This window comes from Winogradskyella ouciana, assembly GCF_009709615.1.
Lineage (GTDB): Bacteria > Bacteroidota > Bacteroidia > Flavobacteriales > Flavobacteriaceae > Winogradskyella > Winogradskyella ouciana.
This window is the reverse complement of the sequence record NZ_WJYA01000004.1, coordinates 539,764-559,764: the sequence shown is the minus strand read 5'-3', so window position 1 is coordinate 559,764 and position 20,001 is coordinate 539,764. Positions and strand designations below refer to the sequence as shown.

The window sequence follows — 20,001 nt, the reverse complement described above, 5'->3', positions numbered from 1 at the left end:
AATCATTTACAATAATATTAGTATGTATTTAGATCAGAAAGCAAAAGAGAAACTTTTCAAAAAACACGGAAAGAACGAAAAGGACACAGGTTCTGCAGAAGGGCAAATTGCATTATTTACCGCAAGAATCGACCATTTAACAAAGCACTTAAAAAACAATCGCAAGGATTACAACACTGAGCGTTCATTAGTAAAATTAGTAGGTAAGCGTCGTGCTTTACTAGACTATTTAACTAAGAAAGATATCTTAAGGTATCGTGCAATAGTAAAAGAATTAGGATTAAGAAAATAATCTCAATATAAAGACCACGCCTTAAAGCGTGGTTTTTATTTATATATAACGCAGTCGAAAGCGTCTAAAATTCGAATTGAAGAAGCTTACACGGTTTTTCATTGGTCACACAACTACTACACAACAACACAACGACCATTGTTTAACAGTACTGATCATGCTCGGCATATCAGTACCCGAATTAAAAAATTATGATTCCAAAAACTTACAAAGAGGTCATAGACCTAGGTGATGGTAGAGAAATTTCTATCGAAACCGGAAAATTAGCAAAACAGGCTCATGGTAGCGTTGTGGTGCAATCAGGAAAATGTATGCTATTATGTACGGTAGTTTCTAACTATCATCAGGCGGATGTTGATTTCTTGCCATTAACAGTAGATTATAGAGAAAAGTTTGCAGCTGCTGGTCGTTATCCAGGAGGTTTCTTTAAAAGAGAAGCTAGACCAAGTGATGGTGAAGTATTAACCATGCGTTTAGTGGACCGTGTATTGCGTCCATTATTTCCAAAAGATTATCATGCAGAAACACAGGTTATGATTCAGTTAATGTCTCATGACGATGACGTTATGCCAGATGCTATGGCAGGTTTAGCTGCTTCTGCTGCAATTCAATTATCGGATTTTCCATTTGAATGTCCAATTTCTGAAGCTAGAGTTGGTCGTATCAATGGAGAATTTATCATCAATCCAACACGTTCACAATTATTAGAGTCTGATATTGACATGATGATTGGTGCTTCAGCAGATTCAGTGATGATGGTTGAAGGTGAAATGGATGAGATTTCTGAAGAAGAAATGGCAGACGCAATTAAGTTTGCACATGAAGCTATTAAAGAACAGTGTGCTGCTCAAGTAAGATTAGCAGAAGCTGTTGGTAAAAAAGAAGTACGTGAATACGAGCCAGAGCGCGAAGATGAAGAATTAGAAAAGAAAATCCATGACATGGTTTACGATAAAACGTATGCCATTGCAAAAGCAGGTTCTGCAAAGCACGAAAGAGGTGCAGCATTTTCTGAAATTAAAGAAGAGGTTTTCAACTCGTTCTCTGAAGAAGAGCAAGATGATTTAGGAAAGCTCATTCACAAGTATGTTGCTAAAGCACAGAAAATAGCGATTAGAGATTTAACCTTAAACGAAGGATTACGTTTGGATGGTCGTCAAACCACTGAAATCAGACCAATATGGTGCGAGGTAGATTATTTACCATCAACACACGGTTCTGCGATTTTCACTAGAGGTGAAACTCAGGCGTTAGCAACCGTAACTTTAGGAACATCTAGAGAAGCAAACCAAATAGATATGCCATCATTTGAAGGTGAAGAGCGTTTCTATTTACATTATAACTTCCCACCGTTTTCAACTGGTGAAGCAAGGCCAATCCGTGGAACATCGCGTAGAGAAGTAGGTCATGGTAACCTAGCACAACGTGCATTAAAAGGTATGGTGCCAGAAGATTGTCCATATACAGTAAGAGTTGTTTCAGAAGTATTAGAATCTAATGGTTCGTCTTCTATGGCAACGGTTTGTTCTGGTACAATGGCATTGATGGACGCTGGTGTTCAATTAAAGAAACCTGTGTCTGGTATTGCCATGGGATTAATTTCTCAAGGTGATAAGTATGCTGTTTTATCTGATATTTTAGGTGATGAAGATCATTTAGGAGATATGGACTTTAAAGTAACTGGTACTGCAGATGGTATCACGGCTTGCCAAATGGATATTAAAGTGAAAGGATTGTCTTATGAGATTTTAGTGAATGCACTAAAACAAGCAAGAGATGGTCGTTTACATATCCTTGAAAAACTAACGGATACGATTGCTGAACCAAATGAAGACGTTAAGGATCATGCACCAACAATGGTGACAAGACGCATCCCTAATGAGTTTATAGGAGCATTAATAGGTCCTGGTGGAAAAGTAATTCAAGAATTACAAAAAGAAACCGACACAACTATTGTAATCAATGAAGATCCTGAAACCGAAGAAGGTATTGTAGAAGTACTTGGTGTTGGGAAAAAAGGTATTGATGCTGTAATGGCAAAAATTGATTCTTTACTGTTTAAGCCAGAAGTTGGTAGTGTTTACGAAGTCAAAGTAATAAAGATGCTAGATTTTGGAGCTGTTGTAGAATATACGGACGCGCCAGGAAACGAAGTTCTTTTACACGTAAGTGAACTAGCTTGGGAACGCACAGAAAATGTGTCTGATGTTGTAAACATGGGAGATGTATTTGATGTGAAGTACTTCGGAGTCGATTCTAGAACCCGTAAAGAAAAAGTATCTCGTAAGGCATTATTGCCAAAACCAGAAGGTTTTAAGGAAAGACCTCCAAGAGACAACAACCGTGGACGTGATAATAGAGGCAGAGACAATCGTGGACGCGACAATCGCAACAGAGATAATCGCAGAGACGATAGAAAACCTAGAGAAGATAAAAAAGAGGATTAATTCTTTTTTGAAACTTTATAAGCTAAAAGCCCATCAAATTTTGATGGGCTTTTGTTTTTCTAAAATGTTATATCTACAATTACATCTAACCCGTTGCATGAGACCAACACAAAACTAAAAGATCATATAATTTCTTAAATAATTATTAAAAAAAATCTAAATCAAAACTTGTCACGTACATCTCTTGTAAATTATTAATTAAAAAGGAGATAACAGCCTATGGCCTCAAAAAATAATGCCCTAAAGAACTTAAAACTTAAGCTAGATTTCAATCTTAAAAAAATAAAGACTTTTGTAAACGCGACCTTATCTGGCAACGGAAAAACTCAAAACCCTCACAATAAAATTGTCCTACTTAGTACATTTATCATATTAACTATTGGGCTCTATTTCTTTTATGTTTTTCATAATGATTTGGAGCAATTTAATGTTGACAGAAGAAGCTCAACAATTGGCTTAACCTTCGTAATAATTGCCACTTTATTATTTATATACAAAATATTTTTATTTATCTACACAGCTTATAACTTTTACAAGTATAAAGCCATAGAGTCTGTTTCTGATAATGAGTTGCCAACCTGTACTGTTATTGTACCAGCTTATAATGAAGGAAAGCAAGTATATGATACCTTAATGAGTTTAGCTCAAAGTAACTACCCTATTGAAAAGCTGCAATTATTGTCCATTGATGATGGCAGTAAGGACGACACATGGGATTGGATGCAACAGGCTAAGCAAACACTAGGTGACAGAGTGGAAATATTCCAACAACCAGAAAATAAAGGAAAAAGACACGCACTTTACAGAGGTTTTAACCTTGGGTCTGGAGAGATTTTTATTACGGTAGATAGTGACTCTATAGTTACTGAAGATACTTTGAGAAATTTGGTAAGTCCATTCTCTAAAGACGAAAAATGTGGCGCTGTTGCAGGTAACATCAGAGTATTAAATAACAAAAAGGAAATTCTTCCTAAGATGCTCGATGTCAGTTTTGTGATGAGTTTTGAGTTTGTCCGCTCGGCAGAAAGTAACTTAAATTCCGTACTCTGTACACCAGGTGCTTTAGCAGCTTACCGACGCTCAGCAGTTTTTAATTGTTTGCCAGAATGGATTAACCAAACCTTTATGGGGCAACCTTCAGATATTGGTGAAGACAGAGCCATGACCAACATGATATTAAAGCAAGGCCAACATGTATTATTTCAAAAAAACGCTGTAGCCTACACCAATGTACCAGAAAAATATCCAGGACTTTACAAAATGTTTATCCGCTGGGCAAGAAGCAACGTAAGGGAAAATTTAGCTATGGCTAAATATGTATTTACAGATTTTAGGGAAGGTAGTAAACTAGGTAGTAGATTATTATTTATCAGTCAATTCTTAAGAATTGTAATGAGTTATCCCTTTGTGATTTTTATGCTGTTTTTTGTTTTGACGCACCCACTATTATTCCTAGGATCTACATTAATGAGCATCTTAGTGGCATCATCTTTTGCAGTAGCATTCTATGCTTATCGATACGAGTTAAAAGAGTCCATTTGGGCATATAGTTACAGTATTCTCTACACGTTTGCCTTATTCTGGATAACTCCCTATGCCATTGCAACGGCTAACAAAAGAGGTTGGTTAACACGCGGATTAGCAGAAAAAAATTAAATTTATTGTCAGAACTATATAAGAAAACCCATCATAATTGATGGGTTTTTTACGTTCATTGTCACATTCTGTCACCGACAGACTGGCAGTTTTAGTCAACTAATGCAAAACTGTAATTTTCATATTGACAAACTTTTGCACTTATACCCTAGAAATCCTTAACGATTACTTTTAATCACTCCATATTTCCAAATTTTTAAAATTAGTTGTTCTATTTGGCACTCTCGTATAGTCCTTGTGGTAAATAGAGTGAAATAATTAAAATAAAAATGAAAGTATTAGTAATAGGAGCCGGTAATATGGGCTTAACGTATGCAGAAGGCATGGCGAGTTCACCTTTATTGAGCAAGCACAAGCTTAGGATATATGATACCGATCCTAAAAAAATAGAGAGTCTAAGAAAAGACTCAAGATTTGATGTATATGATAATCTAGAAGATTGCTTACCTAAAGCACACATAATTTTTGTAGCTGTAAAACCTTATCACAGTGAAGGCTTGTTTGAACAAATGACACCGATGCTAAATAAAGAGCAATTATTTGTCTCTTTAATGGCTGGAGTCACTTTAGAGACCATACAAAATGGCCTCAACCAGAAGAAAGTGATACGTACAATGCCCAACCTACCTGCACAAGTTGGTAAAGGTGTGACATCTTACACCGAAGCTGAGGAAGTTTCTAAAGTTGAAATGATTATGGTGAGAAATTTATTAGACACCACAGGCACTTCAATTCATGTCGATTCGGAAAAATATATAGATGCCTCAACAGGAATTTCGGGAAGCGGACCAGCATATGTATTCTATTTTATGCAGTCCATGTTAGAAGCTGCTCTCAAAATGGGCTTTTCGGATTATGATTCAAAAGTATTAGTGAGTAGCACTTTTGAAGGTGCAATAGAGCTCTTCAACCAAAATAATATATCTCCAAAATCATGGATAGATAAAGTGGCCTCAAAAGGAGGCACAACACAAGCTGCCATCGATTCAATGGAAGATAATAACGTGAAACAGTTGATACAAGATGCGGCCTACGCTGCTTTTGACAGAGCTGTAGAATTAGGTAAAGACAAATAAAATGAATGACAATATAAGACGTGTGGTTGTTAAGGTAGGAACCAACGTATTAACAAACAAAGACAATAGAATTTTAGGGCCAGTACTGCGCGAATTGGTAAGACAGATCGCTGTACTTTACGAAGAGGATATAATGGTAATCTTAGTATCCTCAGGTTCTGCTATGGCTGGCATGGAGGTATTGGGAGATACCAATATTGAAAACAAATCGATAAGACGACAGGTCTATTCATCGGTTGGCCAACCAAGGATGATGCGCCATTACTATAGCATCTTTCATGATTACGGAATGCGTTGCGCCCAAGTATTGGCTACAAAGCGCGATTTTGATCCTGGTAAACATCGCGAAAACATGATTAATTGTTATGAAGGATTGTTATCAGAAGGCGTTATCCCTATCGCTAATGAAGATGATGCCGTATCATTGACCATGTCCATGTTTTCCGACAATGATGAGCTAGCCAGCTTAGTAGCTGAGTTGGTCAATGCAGACCGACTGATCATCCTATCTGATACCGACGGACTTTACACAGGACATCCTGATGACGACAATTCAAAAATCCTGAATGTTGTAAAAACGAACGAAAACGTTGAGAAATACGTTCAGGCTTCAAATAAAAAGGAAGGCGAAGGACGTGGCGGTATGGCATCGAAATTAAAAATTGCTAAAGGGACTGCCAGAAAGGATATCCCGACCTACATCGCAAACGGAAAACGAGAAAATGTCATTGTGGACATTGTAAAAAACAAACAAATAGGCACAAAATTTATAAGTGCCTAAACATTGAAAAAAATTAAATTAGAAATGAAACTTTTAAATACTGAAATAAAAAATAATGTTCTTAAAACCATGATTACTATCTTGGAGAGAGAACGTAAAAATATCATCAAGGCTAATAGAAAGGATTTAGACGCCTTTCAAAGAGAAGACCAAGCACTATTTGATCGATTAATTGTAAACGATAAAAAGGTGGATGAGATGATCGAAGCTGTTAAAGCCGTGATGCTTCAAGACGATCCTGTTGGAAAAGAGATATCCAACAGAACACTAAAAAATAATCTTAACATCGTTAACACCACGGCTCCGTTCGGAACGATTTTGATTATATATGAATCTAGACCAGACGTAACCATTGAAGCCGCAGTATTGGCATTTAAAGCCAATAATAAAATTCTGCTCAAAGGTGGTAAGGAAGCTTTAAACAGTAACCTTATTTTAGAAAAGTGCTGGCATGAAGCCTTAGAGGAAAACGGTCTTTCCAAAGATTGGATTAAATTACTGCACCTTAAGCGTGAGGAAACACGTGAATTCTTGAAAAATCCTTCCGAACCTTTAGACTTAATAGTACCACGAGGTGGAGAATCACTGATTAAATTTGTTAAGGAAAACGCATCTTGCGCAGTATTGGTGAGCGGTAGAGGAAACAATTTCCTTTATGTATCGGAACATGCGGATTGGAGCAAAGCCGTAAATGTAATTATCAATGCAAAGACCGATAAGATTTCAGGATGTAATGCTTTGGACAAAGTCTTAATCAATAAAAATCTTCCTGAATATGAATTGAAGTTAAAAATGCTTCAGGAAAAACTCGAAAAACACAAGGTCGAAATCTTGGTTGACGATAAGGTATCGGACATTTTATCACAAAAGGAAACCGTATCTGATCTAGATGTATGGTACGAAGAGTTTCTAGCTTTAAAATTGTTAATCGGTGAAGTCGACAATTTGGAAGAAGCTATAGATATCATCAATATATATTCGGGTAAACATTCTGCAGCCATAATTACCGAAGATAAGTTAGAAGCCATGCAATTTATGCAGAATGTAGACAGCGCTGCAGTCTACCATAATGCCTCCACAAGATTTACAGATGGTGGACAAATGGGTATTGGTGCAGAACTCGCTATAAGTACAGATAAGCTACACCATAGAGGTCCACTAGGGTTAAACCAATTAGTAACTAATAAATATTATGTATTTGGAGAAGGACAAGTAAGGATTTAATCCTTATTTGTCTTACCATTCACTTCGTTAAACTATCTTAAAAATTTGTATTTGTCGTATAAATGCTTATATTATAGGTTATGATAACACAAGACAAAGACAAATACGCAGAAGAGTTAAATCATTCTATTGCTTATCTCGAAAATTTGGGATATTCTAATATTAAGGCTGATATTGAGGGTTACGAAACACCGAAATCTTACCTTAAAAAAGGTAGCGATATTGAAGTAACACCTGATATTGTTGCCGAAAAAGAAGGCAGAAAGCACATTTTCGATTTAAGTTTGAAGTCTCAAAAACCAAGGCTTCTTAAGTCCAAGTGGCTGTTTTTAAATACATTAAGTCAAATTAAATCGTATCGTTTTAGATTAATTACCAAGAGAGGGCATTACAAATTTACTAATGAGACTATCGACGACATTAATCTCGACACGGTTAAGCTTCTAAAGATCTAAAAGTTTTTTTTAAAGTTGTGTAACATTTTATTGCTTTTATACGTATAATAAAAGCAACACGTTGTTGCAGGTAAAATTGCACAAATCTTAAAATTAAATGAGACAACTTAAAATTACCAAGCAGGTTACCAACAGGGAAACTGCATCATTAGACAAATACCTACAAGAAATTGGTAAGGTAGATTTGATTACAGCCGACGAAGAGGTAGAATTAGCTCAACGCATTAAGGCAGGTGATCAGATTGCTTTAGAAAAGTTGACTAAAGCTAACTTACGTTTCGTTGTATCTGTTGCTAAACAATACCAAAACCAAGGTTTAACTTTACCAGATTTAATTAATGAAGGTAATTTAGGGTTGATAAAAGCAGCACAGCGTTTTGACGAAACGCGTGGTTTTAAATTTATATCCTATGCCGTTTGGTGGATTAGACAATCTATCTTACAAGCATTAGCAGAACAATCTCGTATTGTACGTTTACCGCTGAACAAGATTGGTTCAATTAACAAAATAAACAAGACATTTGCCTTTTTAGAGCAAAGTCATGAGCGACCGCCTTCTGCGGAAGAGATTGCAAAAGAATTGGACATGACGATTAACGATGTTAAGGAGTCGATGAAAAATTCTGGTCGTCACGTCAGTATGGACGCACCTTTAGTTGAAGGTGAGGATTCTAACCTATACGATGTATTGAGAAGTGGTGAATCGCCAAATCCTGATAAAGATTTGTTACACGAATCTTTACGTACTGAGATTGAGCGTGCCTTAGAAACCTTAACACCTCGTGAAGCCGATGTAATTCGTTTGTATTTTGGTTTAGGAAATCAACATCCTATGACTTTAGAAGAAATAGGCGAAACGTTTGATTTAACTCGTGAGCGTGTAAGACAAATTAAAGAAAAAGCGATAAGACGATTAAAGCATACGTCTAGAAGCAAGATATTAAAGACATATTTAGGTTAGCTTCGACAAGCTCAGCTACCAATTCAAGAGAGTAATTTTTCTTTAGGGATTGAGTAAAAGCGAACCTAAACAATATAATTAGGTTAGGATTTTGTATATTTAACGACCAACCTAATAAAGGTAACAACAGTTACAAAACATAACTGTTCGTTTTTTGATTGATGAAAGAACCCACGGCTGATTACCGTGGGTTCACTTTTTACAGCTATCCCTAAATCACTCCCAGAGGGACGGGACTCTACCATTCATAACCTTTTTTGATAAAGCACTTTGATTCTTCGCGAGAAAACCTAGTCAACGTGCTTCGTGCTTCGTGCTTCGTGCTTCGTGCTTCGTGCTTAAAAAAGCAACGATTTAAATTTATTCCACCAAGACCTCCATAATTTATTTACCTTTGCACAAACTAAAACAACACAACTTACAATGGCTTCAAAACTAATCGCTCCTTCCATGCTAGCTGCCGATTTTGGCAATTTGCAACGTGATACAGAAATGGTAAACAACAGTGAGGCAGATTGGTTTCATATTGATGTTATGGATGGACATTTTGTACCAAACATTTCTTATGGAATGCCAGTTATACAAGCTATAAAAAAACATGCCACCAAGCCTTTGGATGTTCACTTAATGATTGAAAAGCCAGAACGCTACATTGAGGAATTCGCTAATTGTGGCGCTGATATCATTACAGTTCATTATGAATCTACAGTACACCTACACAGAACGCTTAGACAAATTAAGGATACAGGTTGTAAAGCTGGTATTGTTTTAAACATTACTACGCCAATAAGCGTTTTAGAAGATATTTTGCCAGAATGCTATATGATTTTATTAATGTCTATAAACCCAGGGTTTGGAGGACAAAAATTTGAAGATGTTACCTATCAACGTATTAAAAAGCTTCGTGCAATGATAGACGCACAGGGCCTAGACACACGTATAGAAGTTGATGGTGGTGTAACAGACAAGAACATACAAAAGTTGGTCGAAGCAGGTGCAGATACTTTCGTGGCTGGCAGCCATGTTTTTAAAAGTGATGACCCAACGGCAACCATTGCAACCTTAAAAGATTTAGCCAATTCATAAAAAAAGCGCCCAATGGCGCTTTTTTCAATATTGATCAATTAAATAATTGATTAAATCCGTGGTTGTTACCATGCCTACCAATATACCATCATCGACTACTGGCAATGCATGAAATTCTCTTGTCGCCAAAATTTTTGCCACTTCCTTGATTGAGGTCTGGGAGTTTACAGTAACAACATTCTTAGCCATAACCTGATCTATAGTAAACATATTGTAAACCAAAGTATCGACTTCACTTTCAGACTCATCAACAGCATCCGCGAAACTGATTCTTAATAGGTCGGTATAGCTTAGTATACCCACAATAATTTCTCCAGACACTACAGGAATATGTCTTATTTTATGACGTTTAAATAACATTTCGGCATACTCCAAATCGTCGCTTCTATTAAGTGCTATAAGATGCTTTGACATTATAGTGCTTACAGGTATTCTTTGTCTCATGATTTCTAGGTTTTTAATTCAGAATAAAGTTACCTATTCAAAACCATAAATTATATGATAAATGTCATAGCGATAAGGACTTATGACCTATAATTAGGTCTTAGCGCCATAGCCATAATTATAGCCGTAATTGTAGCCATAGCCATAAGATTTACTAGCGCCAACGCTATTAATAACGTAGGCCATATTCTTTATCTTACCACTTTCGGACAGCTCCTTAGAGAATTTTAATAGATTTTTTTCAGTGTAATTAGCCCTTGCCAAATAAATCGTTGCATCAGCCAATTGTGAAATCAGCATGGTATCCGTGACTAAAATTGTAGGTGCCGTATCAACTACTATATAATCATATTCTTCTTTAGCCTCTTCAATGAGCTTTTTAAAACGGCCATTTGTCAATAAATGTGCTGGATTAGGTGGTATGCTTCCAGATAAAATGATATGATGATTAGGATGCTTTTCAAAACCATTTATTAATGAGTCTTTCCAATTATAATTAATATCATGCAGATAGTTAGACAATCCTGATTTTTGCTTATCTACATGAATATGCGTATGGATTTGTGGGTTTCTTAAATCGGCGCCTATCAGTAGTACTTTTTTATTTATACTGGACAAAGCCAACGATAAATTAAGACTTACATAAGTTTTACCCTCTCCCTTAATGGTTGAAGTACAATAAATCACTTTCCCTTTCTCGCCATTCTTAATTGGCAGAATATAGTCTACATTAGAACTCAATATTCTAAAGGATTCCGCAAGTGCAGAACGATCATTTGGATCGGTGAAAATAATATCCTTTTTCTTCTTTAAATCTGGTATCTCTCCAATCACTGGGATTTTTGAAGACAATTTGGTAATATCTTCTTTTCCATGCAACTTTGTGTCAAACATAAACATGAGATACAATATTCCAAACGGAATAAGCAAACCACCTAAAATGGCTCCAGCATATACTATATTGGGCTTTGGCGAAATAGGAGTAGATCCAGATAATGCTTTCTCAACAATTTTTATAGAAGGTTCTGTTATTGCTAAATTTATAGCAGCCTCCTCACGTTTTTGAAGCAATAAAAGATATAAACTTTCTTTAATTTTTTGTTGGCGTTGTATTGCTTTAAATAATCTTTCTTGTTCTGGTATCTGTGAAACTCTACCGGCAAACTTCTGGTTTCTATTTTTCAGTTGACGTAGCGATGCGTCTAATTGATTGGTATAGGTTCTCAGTGATCTATTGATGTTAGCCTTAAGATCATTGACCTGGCTCTCTGCTAATTTTACCGAAGGGTTGTTGGCACCAGCGCTGTTTTTTAATCGATCCCTATTGATAACTGCGATATTATAGTTTGATATTAAGGTATTTATACCTGCATTTTCCAAACCGATATTAGCAGGAAGCAAATCAGATTCTGTATTTGCCTGTAAGGAGTTTTCCAGTAATTGAGATAGGGTCAATTGATTCTGCAACTTAAAGAGTTCTTCTTCAGACTGTACTCTTTGCTCCAGTCCCACTTCTGCATCCGTAGCAATATCAACGATATTATTGTTTTGCTTAAACGTCTCTTGATCAATTTCTATGGAATCCAGTTCTTTGGCTAAAAACACAAAGCGGGCATCGATAAAATCAACCGTACGCTGATACACCAACTGTCTGTCGTCTATACCATCCTTATTAAAAACATCCATTAAGGTGTTTATAATCTTCTCAGACAAATCCTTACTTTCTCCTTTTATTATTAATCGTAGTAAGTCACTGCGATCTCCAATGGCCTCTACCTTAATTTTATTTTTTAACCCCAAAGCCGTATGTTTTATAGGGCTAAAGTTTATAATAAACTCCTTGTTGTTCACCTCAGTAAACGAGGTCGTATTCTTTAACTCAACGTTAAAGGGTAAATTATGATTTGAGTTATAGGTAGTATGGTCTTTAAAATTAAAGGACTTTTCTGTTTTTAGATTGGTAACCAAAAACCCACTATCGTCTACAGTTAATTTATACGAAAAGCTAGATCCAATGCTATCTGGTTGAATGCGTTGTTCAAAATTGAGCGGTAACTCAGCAATCTGTGAGGTTTGAATGGTGCCTACTTCATAAAAGCTGGTGTTTAGATCTAATTCCCTCACCACACGCTCCATGATGAGGTATGAGGTAATAATTTCTATTTCATTCTCCAGGTTAATATTACTGCGGTTAAAAACAAATGCAGACGTCGGTATCTCTAAGCCCTCGGACTCATCCAGTATTTTAATTTTTGCATAGGTTTCGTAAATTCTAGGAGCATATCGTAAATAGACATAAGCGCTGATAAGAGCCACAGCCAGCGCTAAGACAAACCAAGGCCAATACCTTAGGTAACGTCTAATCTCCTGTTTTAAATCTAAGCTCTCCTCTTCGTTAAAAGTAAAGTTATTATTTAACTGATTTTCCATAGGTTATCGCGACAATAAAATGGTTATACTAAGTGCCAAAGAGGCAATGGTAAGTATGGTACCTACATCTCCAACAAAGCCAGCACTTTTCACCTTAGGGGTATTAGGGTTTACAACAATAACATCATTGGGTCTTATGAAATAATATTCACTATTCATAAATGCTGCCGACGTCAGGTCTATATGCGATACCTTTCTAACGCCATCAATTTCTCTTGTTATTAATATATCATCACGTTTACCGTTAATAGTAAGATCCCCTGCATACCCTAAGGCTTGCAATATGGTAATATTCTGTTCCGTAAAACTAAAGGTGCCCGGTTGGTTGACTTCACCCAATATAGTGACCTTAGCATTAACAAGACGTACATTTACTGTTGGGTTTAATAAATGGCCCCCCGAAACTAATTGCTCCCTTATAGATGCTTCCAACTCTTTCGTCGTTTGATTTTTTGTAGAAATGTCTCCGAGCACCGGAAACTTTATGGTATTATCTAATGACACCAGATAACCATCTAATTGAAGTAATTGCATACTCTGAGGTTGGTTACCTTGAGAACTGGTTTTATTGTAGGGTATTGCTGCTTCAGGGACGAGAGTCTCCACAGTAATTTTAAGAATATCATTAGGTTGAATCGTAGCTGTGCTATAGTTTACGTTACCATTGCCCTCCGTCTTGGCGTCTTGCATATAAAGCACTTCTTTTTTGGAAGCACAGGAACTGACCAGTATCAGCACTAAAAAAAATATAAGGTTTCTTTTCATCAAATAAAGTTCTCGTATGTTAAGCAAATATAACTGCATTTAAAGGACTTGCAAAAGCCTAATCACTATTTAAAGTTCTAATTGTTACAAATTAAGTTAAGTCACTAATTTTTTAAGTAAGAACGGTAAGGTGTATAATGCACACCCATAAAGTAACAAACAAATAATTTGTGTATTGAGATTGAGGTGCAACAGATTGAAAGCAATTCCAACGATTAATACATTAATGCCACAAATTATAAATGTGGTCATAACATGATTGTAACCGCTTTGGATGAACTTATGGTGGATGTGGTTTTTGTCCGCCTTAAATGGGTTTGTTTTATGAATCACTATTCTTATAAAAAAAATGCGTAAAGTATCAATCAATGGATAGAACAACAATGCAAATGCCAAAGCTGGCGAGGCCCTGTAGTAGTTTGAAGTTTCATCTACCTGTGCCATATTAATAAAACTTATGGTGAAGAATGCCAATAAAAACCCAACAATCATCGAACCTGTATCACCCATAAAAATCTTATCTTCTTTTGAAAAATTTAACCTCAAGAACGCAATTAAGGCACCACATAGCGCAATAGCAATGGTCGCCAAACTTAAATCCTCCGAATTTACAAACAGATATACAAAAATTCCACTAGCACAAAATGCTATGGTCCCTGCCAAACCATCTACACCGTCAATAAGATTATAGGCATTGATAATAAGAATATAAACAAATAGCGTAAAGCCTATTGACACCCAATACGGTAGTGTGTCAACCTCCAATATGCTCGAAAACCCAATAATACGCGTATCGGTAAAAACGATTAACAACAGTGCCGCAAACAACTGACCAACAAGTTTTTTACTGGCAGAAAGCACCGTTAAATCATCTTTTAGCCCAAGGAAAAACAGAATAGTTAAGCCTCCCATGACCAAGAGTAGCACTTTTGTATTTAGAAATGCACCAACAATAGTCATTAAGACAATTAAGCTTAGAAAAATGCCTATTCCCCCAAGTGTGGGAGTATTATTTGAATGTAAGCTTCTACTATCAGGCTCATCCATTAAATGTTTGGCCTTAGCGACATACAAAATCGTGGGGAACGTTTGATAAGCAATGATAAACGCTAACACAAAGGCACATATTAACCATACTGTAGCATTATTTTCTGGAGAAAAGTTTTCGAGTAATGTTTTTATCATATCACAGATATTGAAAACATCTTAGGGGGTTTGCTAAGATACAAATTAAAAGTTGAGTTATTCCTTATTTTGGTTCACTTCCAAAATGATATCAACAATTCTTTTTGCTGTTTTACCATCCCATAGTGGTATCGGTTTGCCTTCTTTCCATTGGTTCTTAAATAGCTTATCCAAGTGCTTCTTAATAGCTTTTGGGTTAGTGCCCACCAATTCGTTGGTGCCTAAGGTAATGGTCTCTGGTCGTTCGGTATTATCACGAAGCGTCATACATGGTACGTTCATAATAGAGGCTTCTTCAGTAATACCACCAGAATCGGTAATGACAGCTTTGGCACGTTCTACTAAATAATTGAATTCGAGATAACTTAGAGGCTCTACTATATGCAGTCTAGGATGTTCTATTTTTAACCTGGAAAATATCTTAGCGGTTCTTGGGTGCATAGGAAAAATTAATGGTACGTTTTTACTATGCGCAATAATTTCGTCTATCATTGCTTTGAGCTGACTTTCTTCATCCACATTTGCTGGGCGATGAAGTGTCATTACAATATAGGATTGCGGTTTTAACTCTAAGTCTGACCATACTTTGGGAGCCCTGAAATTTGGTCTCTGTTTTACAAGGGTATCTATCATGGTGTTACCTACGTAGAAAATTGCATTACCATCTGCACCACTATTCAATAAGTTTTCATTGGCCAATTCTGAGGTTGTGAAAAAGTAATTGGTAATACTATCGGTGACTAAGCGGTTAATCTCTTCTGGCATGGTCCAATCATCAGACCTTATACCCGCTTCTACGTGTGCTACTTTGGTATGCAGCTTCTGTGCCACCAAGGCGCAGGCCATGGTAGAGGTGACGTCGCCAACTACTAACACCAAATCCGCAGGGTTAGCCATGAGTTCCTTTTCAAAATGTATTAGGATAGCCGCTGTTTGCTCAGCCTGAGTTCCACCACTGCACTCTAGATTGACATGAGGTTCAGGGATACCCAATTGCTCAAAGAAGCTTCCTGACATGTTTTTATCGTAATGCTGCCCTGTGTGGACTAATCGGTACTCCAATTTTTCACCTTTTTCTTTTGCCGCTTCAATGGCATGAATAATTGGTGCAATCTTCATAAAGTTAGGTCTTGCTCCAGCAATTATGGTGATTTTATACATATACTAATTTCGCTTTATTTGAATTATTCTTTAATTTTTGTAAGAAAAATCGATAGCTGACACGAATATGACACGCTTAAGACACGCTTATGACCCGACGGAGACCCGACGCATACCCGAGGGAGATCCGAAGGAGCTCTATCTTAACTGCCCCAATCTCATCTGTCTTACATATATCATATACTAGTACTCGTTAATACTTCCCCAAAATTAAATTAATAAAAAACCTAACCAAGTGTATTTGACGTTTTATTCTTGTGGGTTGGTTGATGAGTCTGTAAGTCCATTCTAGATTATTATTTACCCACCACTGTGGAGCGCGTTTTACGTTACCCGTGTAGACATCGAAACTACCTCCTAAGCCTTGATAAACGGCATGATGTTGTTTTTGCATGCGCTCCATTAACAGTTCTTGTCTTGGCGAGCCCATCGCCACAAACACCATATCGGGTTGCTGATTTTTTATATCCTCAATTAGGCTTCTTTCTTCTTCATCAGTCTTTATATACCCATCTCTATAGTTACATATATGTATACCTTGATATTCTGATTTTAATTGCTTTACCGTAGCTTCTATTACTTCCTGTTTAGCGCCCACGAGGTAAAAGGATTTGTCGTTGTGGTGCTTTTTAACCATATCGAGCCATAGCTCACATCCTGGAATTTTCACCACTTCTTTATGCCCTTTCTTGTGCAAGGCCCAAACTGCTCCGATGCCATCTGGGTAGCCCAGGTTTCTATTTATTATGGCTCTACTTTCGTCGGTGGCATGTAATATTTTTTCGGCATTAACCGCTACCAAAATCTTTTGATGTTTTACGGCAAAGTCTATGAGCTCATCCCTAGAATTGGGAGCATAGGTTATGACACCATTTAAAGTTTCTGATTTCATACGTCACCTTGAGATTCTAAATAATAATGTGCCATGGCATTAAACATAAAAGCATTACTCCAACGCATATATGAGATTTTGGAGCTCATTCCTTTTTTTACCTGATAGTAAAAATAGCCTTTTTTGGATTGCATGTTATCCATGGTCCAGTTTAAGGTTTTTTCAAGCAGTTCTTTATGAGTTTTGAACTGGTTTAATTTTGATGCCGTTACAATGACCTGAGCTGGGCAATGTATATCTATAGGATAGGTTTTATTATGGTAATATTTTGGCTTCCCATCTGCTTCAAAGAAATTTTCGACATAATATGTCCACCCTTTGTCAGTATATTTTTGAAAGGTTTTATCTTCGGTTTGTTGTTGGTAAGTTTCTATCGCATCTAGATTGAATCCTGTATGAAAACTATCTATCCATGACTGTACAGGCAGCAATCCATAAATCCAGGAGCCATCTTCGTTTTGCAATTGACATGCCGTTTTCACAGCCTTTGCCGCCAAGTCTTTATAGGATTCCTCTTTTGTAAAGCCATATACCAAACTTAGAATCTTTGCTCCCAAAAGCGAGGCATTGATTACGGTATTGTTTCCATCCTTAATGCTGTATGAAAACAGAAACCCATCTTTATGTGGGGTTCTAGATAAGTCCTTGAGGACAAAATGGGCTGAAGATTTAATCACCTCCAGAACTTGAGGGTCTTTGGTTATTTTATAACTCTCCACAAGTGCCTCTACAGCAAACGCAGTAGCCACTACCGTTGGTGTGTTTTTTTTGAACAAGAACAATCGTCTTGCCTGCCAATCGAAATTGTAGCCCCAACAAGCCCCAGAAAAGCCTTCTACTTTCATATTTAAAAGCAATTGGGTAATGTATTTAATCTGTTTTAGTTGCTCGGCTTTAGAGCCAAAGTCCTTGTTTCCTTTTAAGGTTGCTTGGTATAGCCTACAGTAGCCCAATAAAAATAAAGCTATACCTTTAGAATTGTGCTCCTTCGGGACTAGCAACGCTTTTCTGAAATTAATTGGGCTACGCTTGAAGCCTTGTATCCAGGCCAAACGCGCTAAATCCCAATGTTTCAGTGGTAGTGCCTGAAAGATTTTGGAATTCATCCCGTCATAAGGGTCCCAACCTTTGAAATCTTCGGATTCGCAATAGGTTTTTAATTTTTGAAAGCTTTTTTTGAAATTTGGTGATGGCAAGGCGCATGTGTTTTAGTAGGTAGATTGAATGGTATGTATTGCACGGGTCAAATTTAGGGTCTTTCTTTTTAATGGGGTAGTGTTTATTGATTTTTTTGGTTTTAAAATGATTCAGATTGATTGGCGCATTATTAATACATGAATCTGAAAGTAAGTGGTTTCCACTATTGTTGATGGGGTTTTTGATGTTCCTGCACAGCGATTTCTACACTTCGACTGTGCTCAGTGCAGGAATGCTCAGCCAAGCAGCTCTGAATGACATAGTGCTCTGGATGTCATAATGCTCCAAAGTCACTTGTCATTCAGAAGGAACGCAGTGACTGAAGAATCTTTGTTTGGTAAATAGAGCGTGTTATTCTAAAAAGAGATTCTTCGCTGTGACTTCGACAAGCTCAGCCTGATAGCTCTGAATGACAAAGGTGCTCTGAATGACAGAAATGCTCTTAATGTACTTGTCATTCAGAAGGAACGCAGTGACTGAAGAATCTTTGTATGATAATAAGAGAATGTTTTTCTAGAAGAGATTCTTCGCTTTCGCTCTGAATGACATTGTGCTTTGAATGATAATTTTATTTAAATTATTATTGTGCTTCAAGAGATTCTTCGCTGCGACTTCGACAAGCTCAGCCTGACAGCTCTGAATGACAGTTTGCTCTGAATGACAGTGTGCTCTTAAAAATACATTGTCCTAAGTAACCTACTACAGATCATCATTTAAAAATTTCCAACTCGGGTTAAATTCGGTAATAAGTTTTTCTTTTTTATGTCGGCTTTTTCCTTTTACGACCTTTTCCATGCGAATGGCTTCTTCTATGTCAAAAAAGTGCTTGTAGTAAATTAAATAGTAACATTTGTATTTTGCGGTAAATGCTTTTGAGAAAGGCTCTGGGTGGTTATGTGCATATAACCTTTCTTTAAGGTTGTTTGTTACTCCCGTGTATAAAACCGTTTTATTTTTGTTGGTTAGGATGTAAACGTAATAATTGTGACTCCCTAATGTTTTCATTTCATTTTACCGGATCGCCTTTATGCTGTTTGTTATACTTATGAAATATAGTGAAATTTAACATTATTGTTTTTTGAGGATTCTTCGCTGCGCTCTGAATGACATAGTGCTCCTATGTTACTTGTCAATCAGAAGGAACGCAGTGACTGAAGAATCTGTGTTTGATAAATAGAGCGTGTTATTCTTAAAGAGATTCTTCGCTTTCGCTCTGAATGACATAGTGCTCTGAAGAACATAATGCCCCAAATCTGTGTTTAGTTATAAGAGCGTGTTATTCTAGAAGAGATTCTTCGCTTTCGCTCTGAATGACAATATGCTGGGAATGACATAACGCTCTTAGAAACACAATGCTCCTATATTACTTGTCATTCAGAAGGAACGCAGTGACTGAAGAGTCTGTGTTTGATAAATAGAGCGTGTTATTCTTAAAGAGATTCTTCGCTTTCGCTCTGAATGACATAGTGCTCCTAAGTTACTTGTCATTCAGAAGGAACGCAGTGACTGAAGAGTCTGTGTTTGATAAATAGGGCGTGTTATTCTTAAAGAGATTCTTCGCTTTCGCTCTGAATGACAATATGCTGTGAATGACATAACGCTCTTAAAAACACAATGCTCCGATATTACTTGTCATTCAGAAGGAACGCAGTGACTGAAGAGTCTGTGTTTGATAAATAGAGCGTGTTATTCTTAAAGGGATTCTTCGCTTTCGCTCTGAATGACAATGTGCTGTGAATGACATAACGCTCTTAAAAACACAATGCTCCGATATTACTTGTCATTCAGAAGGAACGCAGTGACTGAAGAGTCTGTGTTTGATAAATAGAGCGTGTTATTCTTAAAGGGATTCTTCGCTTTCGCTCTGAATGACAATGTGCTGTGAATGACATAACGCTCTTAAAAACACAATGCTCCGATATTACTTGTCATTCAGAAGGAACGCAGTG

Annotated in this window: 17 protein-coding genes; 9 read left to right on the top strand and 8 right to left on the bottom strand. The window is 36.8% G+C overall.

The features are described 5' to 3' along the window. Nucleotides 1-22: 22 nt before the first annotated feature. The 9 genes from rpsO (at nt 23) to rpe (ending at nt 9,978) form a co-directional block, all read left to right on the top strand. Entirely contained in the window at nt 23-292 is a 270-nt protein-coding gene (gene rpsO, locus F1003_RS06420; protein ID WP_155088381.1) for a 30S ribosomal protein S15, read from the top strand. Between the two features lie 191 nt (nt 293-483). After that, a complete protein-coding gene (locus tag F1003_RS06415; protein ID WP_155088380.1) occupies nt 484-2,739 on the top strand; it encodes a polyribonucleotide nucleotidyltransferase in 2,256 nt (751 codons plus the stop codon). Nucleotides 2,740-2,958: 219 nt separating this feature from the next. Further along, a complete protein-coding gene (locus F1003_RS06410; RefSeq protein WP_155088379.1) occupies nt 2,959-4,395 on the top strand; it encodes a glycosyltransferase family 2 protein in 1,437 nt (478 codons plus the stop codon). Between the two features lie 269 nt (nt 4,396-4,664). Beyond that, nucleotides 4,665-5,471 carry a pyrroline-5-carboxylate reductase gene (gene proC, locus F1003_RS06405; RefSeq protein ID WP_155088378.1) on the top strand — a complete coding sequence of 269 codons (807 nt, stop codon included), beginning with the start codon at nt 4,665-4,667 and terminating at the stop codon, nt 5,469-5,471. 1 nt (nt 5,472) lies between these two features. Beyond that, entirely contained in the window at nt 5,473-6,252 is a 780-nt protein-coding gene (proB, locus tag F1003_RS06400) for a glutamate 5-kinase (protein ID WP_155088377.1), read from the top strand. A gap of 24 nt (nt 6,253-6,276) precedes the next feature. Continuing rightward, nucleotides 6,277-7,476, top strand: coding sequence for a glutamate-5-semialdehyde dehydrogenase (locus F1003_RS06395; RefSeq protein WP_155088629.1), 1,200 nt, complete (start codon nt 6,277-6,279; stop codon nt 7,474-7,476). Nucleotides 7,477-7,556: 80 nt separating this feature from the next. Continuing rightward, the gene (locus F1003_RS06390; protein WP_155088376.1) at nt 7,557-7,931 is read left to right on the top strand and encodes a hypothetical protein; all 375 of its coding nucleotides are present in this window, start codon (nt 7,557-7,559) and stop codon (nt 7,929-7,931) included. A gap of 97 nt (nt 7,932-8,028) precedes the next feature. Beyond that, nucleotides 8,029-8,892 carry a sigma-70 family RNA polymerase sigma factor gene (locus F1003_RS06385; RefSeq protein ID WP_094967995.1) on the top strand — a complete coding sequence of 288 codons (864 nt, stop codon included), beginning with the start codon at nt 8,029-8,031 and terminating at the stop codon, nt 8,890-8,892. A 423-nt stretch (nt 8,893-9,315) separates the two neighbouring features. Next, a complete protein-coding gene (gene rpe / locus F1003_RS06380) occupies nt 9,316-9,978 on the top strand; it encodes a ribulose-phosphate 3-epimerase (RefSeq protein ID WP_155088375.1) in 663 nt (220 codons plus the stop codon). 24 nt (nt 9,979-10,002) lie between these two features. On the opposite strand, the gene F1003_RS06375 is transcribed toward rpe, so the two are convergent. From F1003_RS06375 to F1003_RS06340, 8 genes are all read right to left on the bottom strand, one after another. Then, nucleotides 10,003-10,422 carry a CBS domain-containing protein gene (locus tag F1003_RS06375; RefSeq protein ID WP_155088374.1) on the bottom strand — a complete coding sequence of 140 codons (420 nt, stop codon included), beginning with the start codon at nt 10,420-10,422 and terminating at the stop codon, nt 10,003-10,005. Between the two features lie 93 nt (nt 10,423-10,515). Next, nucleotides 10,516-12,852, bottom strand: coding sequence for a GumC family protein (locus F1003_RS06370; protein WP_155088373.1), 2,337 nt, complete (start codon nt 12,850-12,852; stop codon nt 10,516-10,518). Between the two features lie 3 nt (nt 12,853-12,855). Further along, nucleotides 12,856-13,542 (bottom strand): polysaccharide biosynthesis/export family protein, encoded by a 687-nt coding sequence (locus F1003_RS06365; protein ID WP_235898281.1) that lies wholly within the window; start codon nt 13,540-13,542, stop codon nt 12,856-12,858. Between the two features lie 171 nt (nt 13,543-13,713). Beyond that, a complete protein-coding gene (locus F1003_RS06360) occupies nt 13,714-14,802 on the bottom strand; it encodes an MraY family glycosyltransferase (protein WP_155088371.1) in 1,089 nt (362 codons plus the stop codon). A 57-nt stretch (nt 14,803-14,859) separates the two neighbouring features. After that, on the bottom strand, nt 14,860-15,963 hold the full coding sequence (wecB, locus tag F1003_RS06355; RefSeq protein WP_155088370.1) for a non-hydrolyzing UDP-N-acetylglucosamine 2-epimerase: 1,104 nt from the start codon (nt 15,961-15,963) through the stop codon (nt 14,860-14,862). Between the two features lie 193 nt (nt 15,964-16,156). Beyond that, nucleotides 16,157-16,855, bottom strand: a complete 699-nt coding sequence (locus F1003_RS06350; RefSeq protein ID WP_155088369.1) for a WecB/TagA/CpsF family glycosyltransferase — start codon at nt 16,853-16,855, stop codon at nt 16,157-16,159. Then, on the bottom strand, nt 16,852-18,051 hold the full coding sequence (locus tag F1003_RS06345) for a delta-aminolevulinic acid dehydratase (RefSeq protein WP_155088368.1): 1,200 nt from the start codon (nt 18,049-18,051) through the stop codon (nt 16,852-16,854). The genes F1003_RS06350 and F1003_RS06345 overlap by 4 nt, the downstream gene beginning before the upstream one ends. 700 nt (nt 18,052-18,751) lie before the next feature. Next, nucleotides 18,752-19,057, bottom strand: coding sequence for a GIY-YIG nuclease family protein (locus F1003_RS06340; protein ID WP_155088367.1), 306 nt, complete (start codon nt 19,055-19,057; stop codon nt 18,752-18,754). Nucleotides 19,058-20,001: the final 944 nt, after the last annotated feature.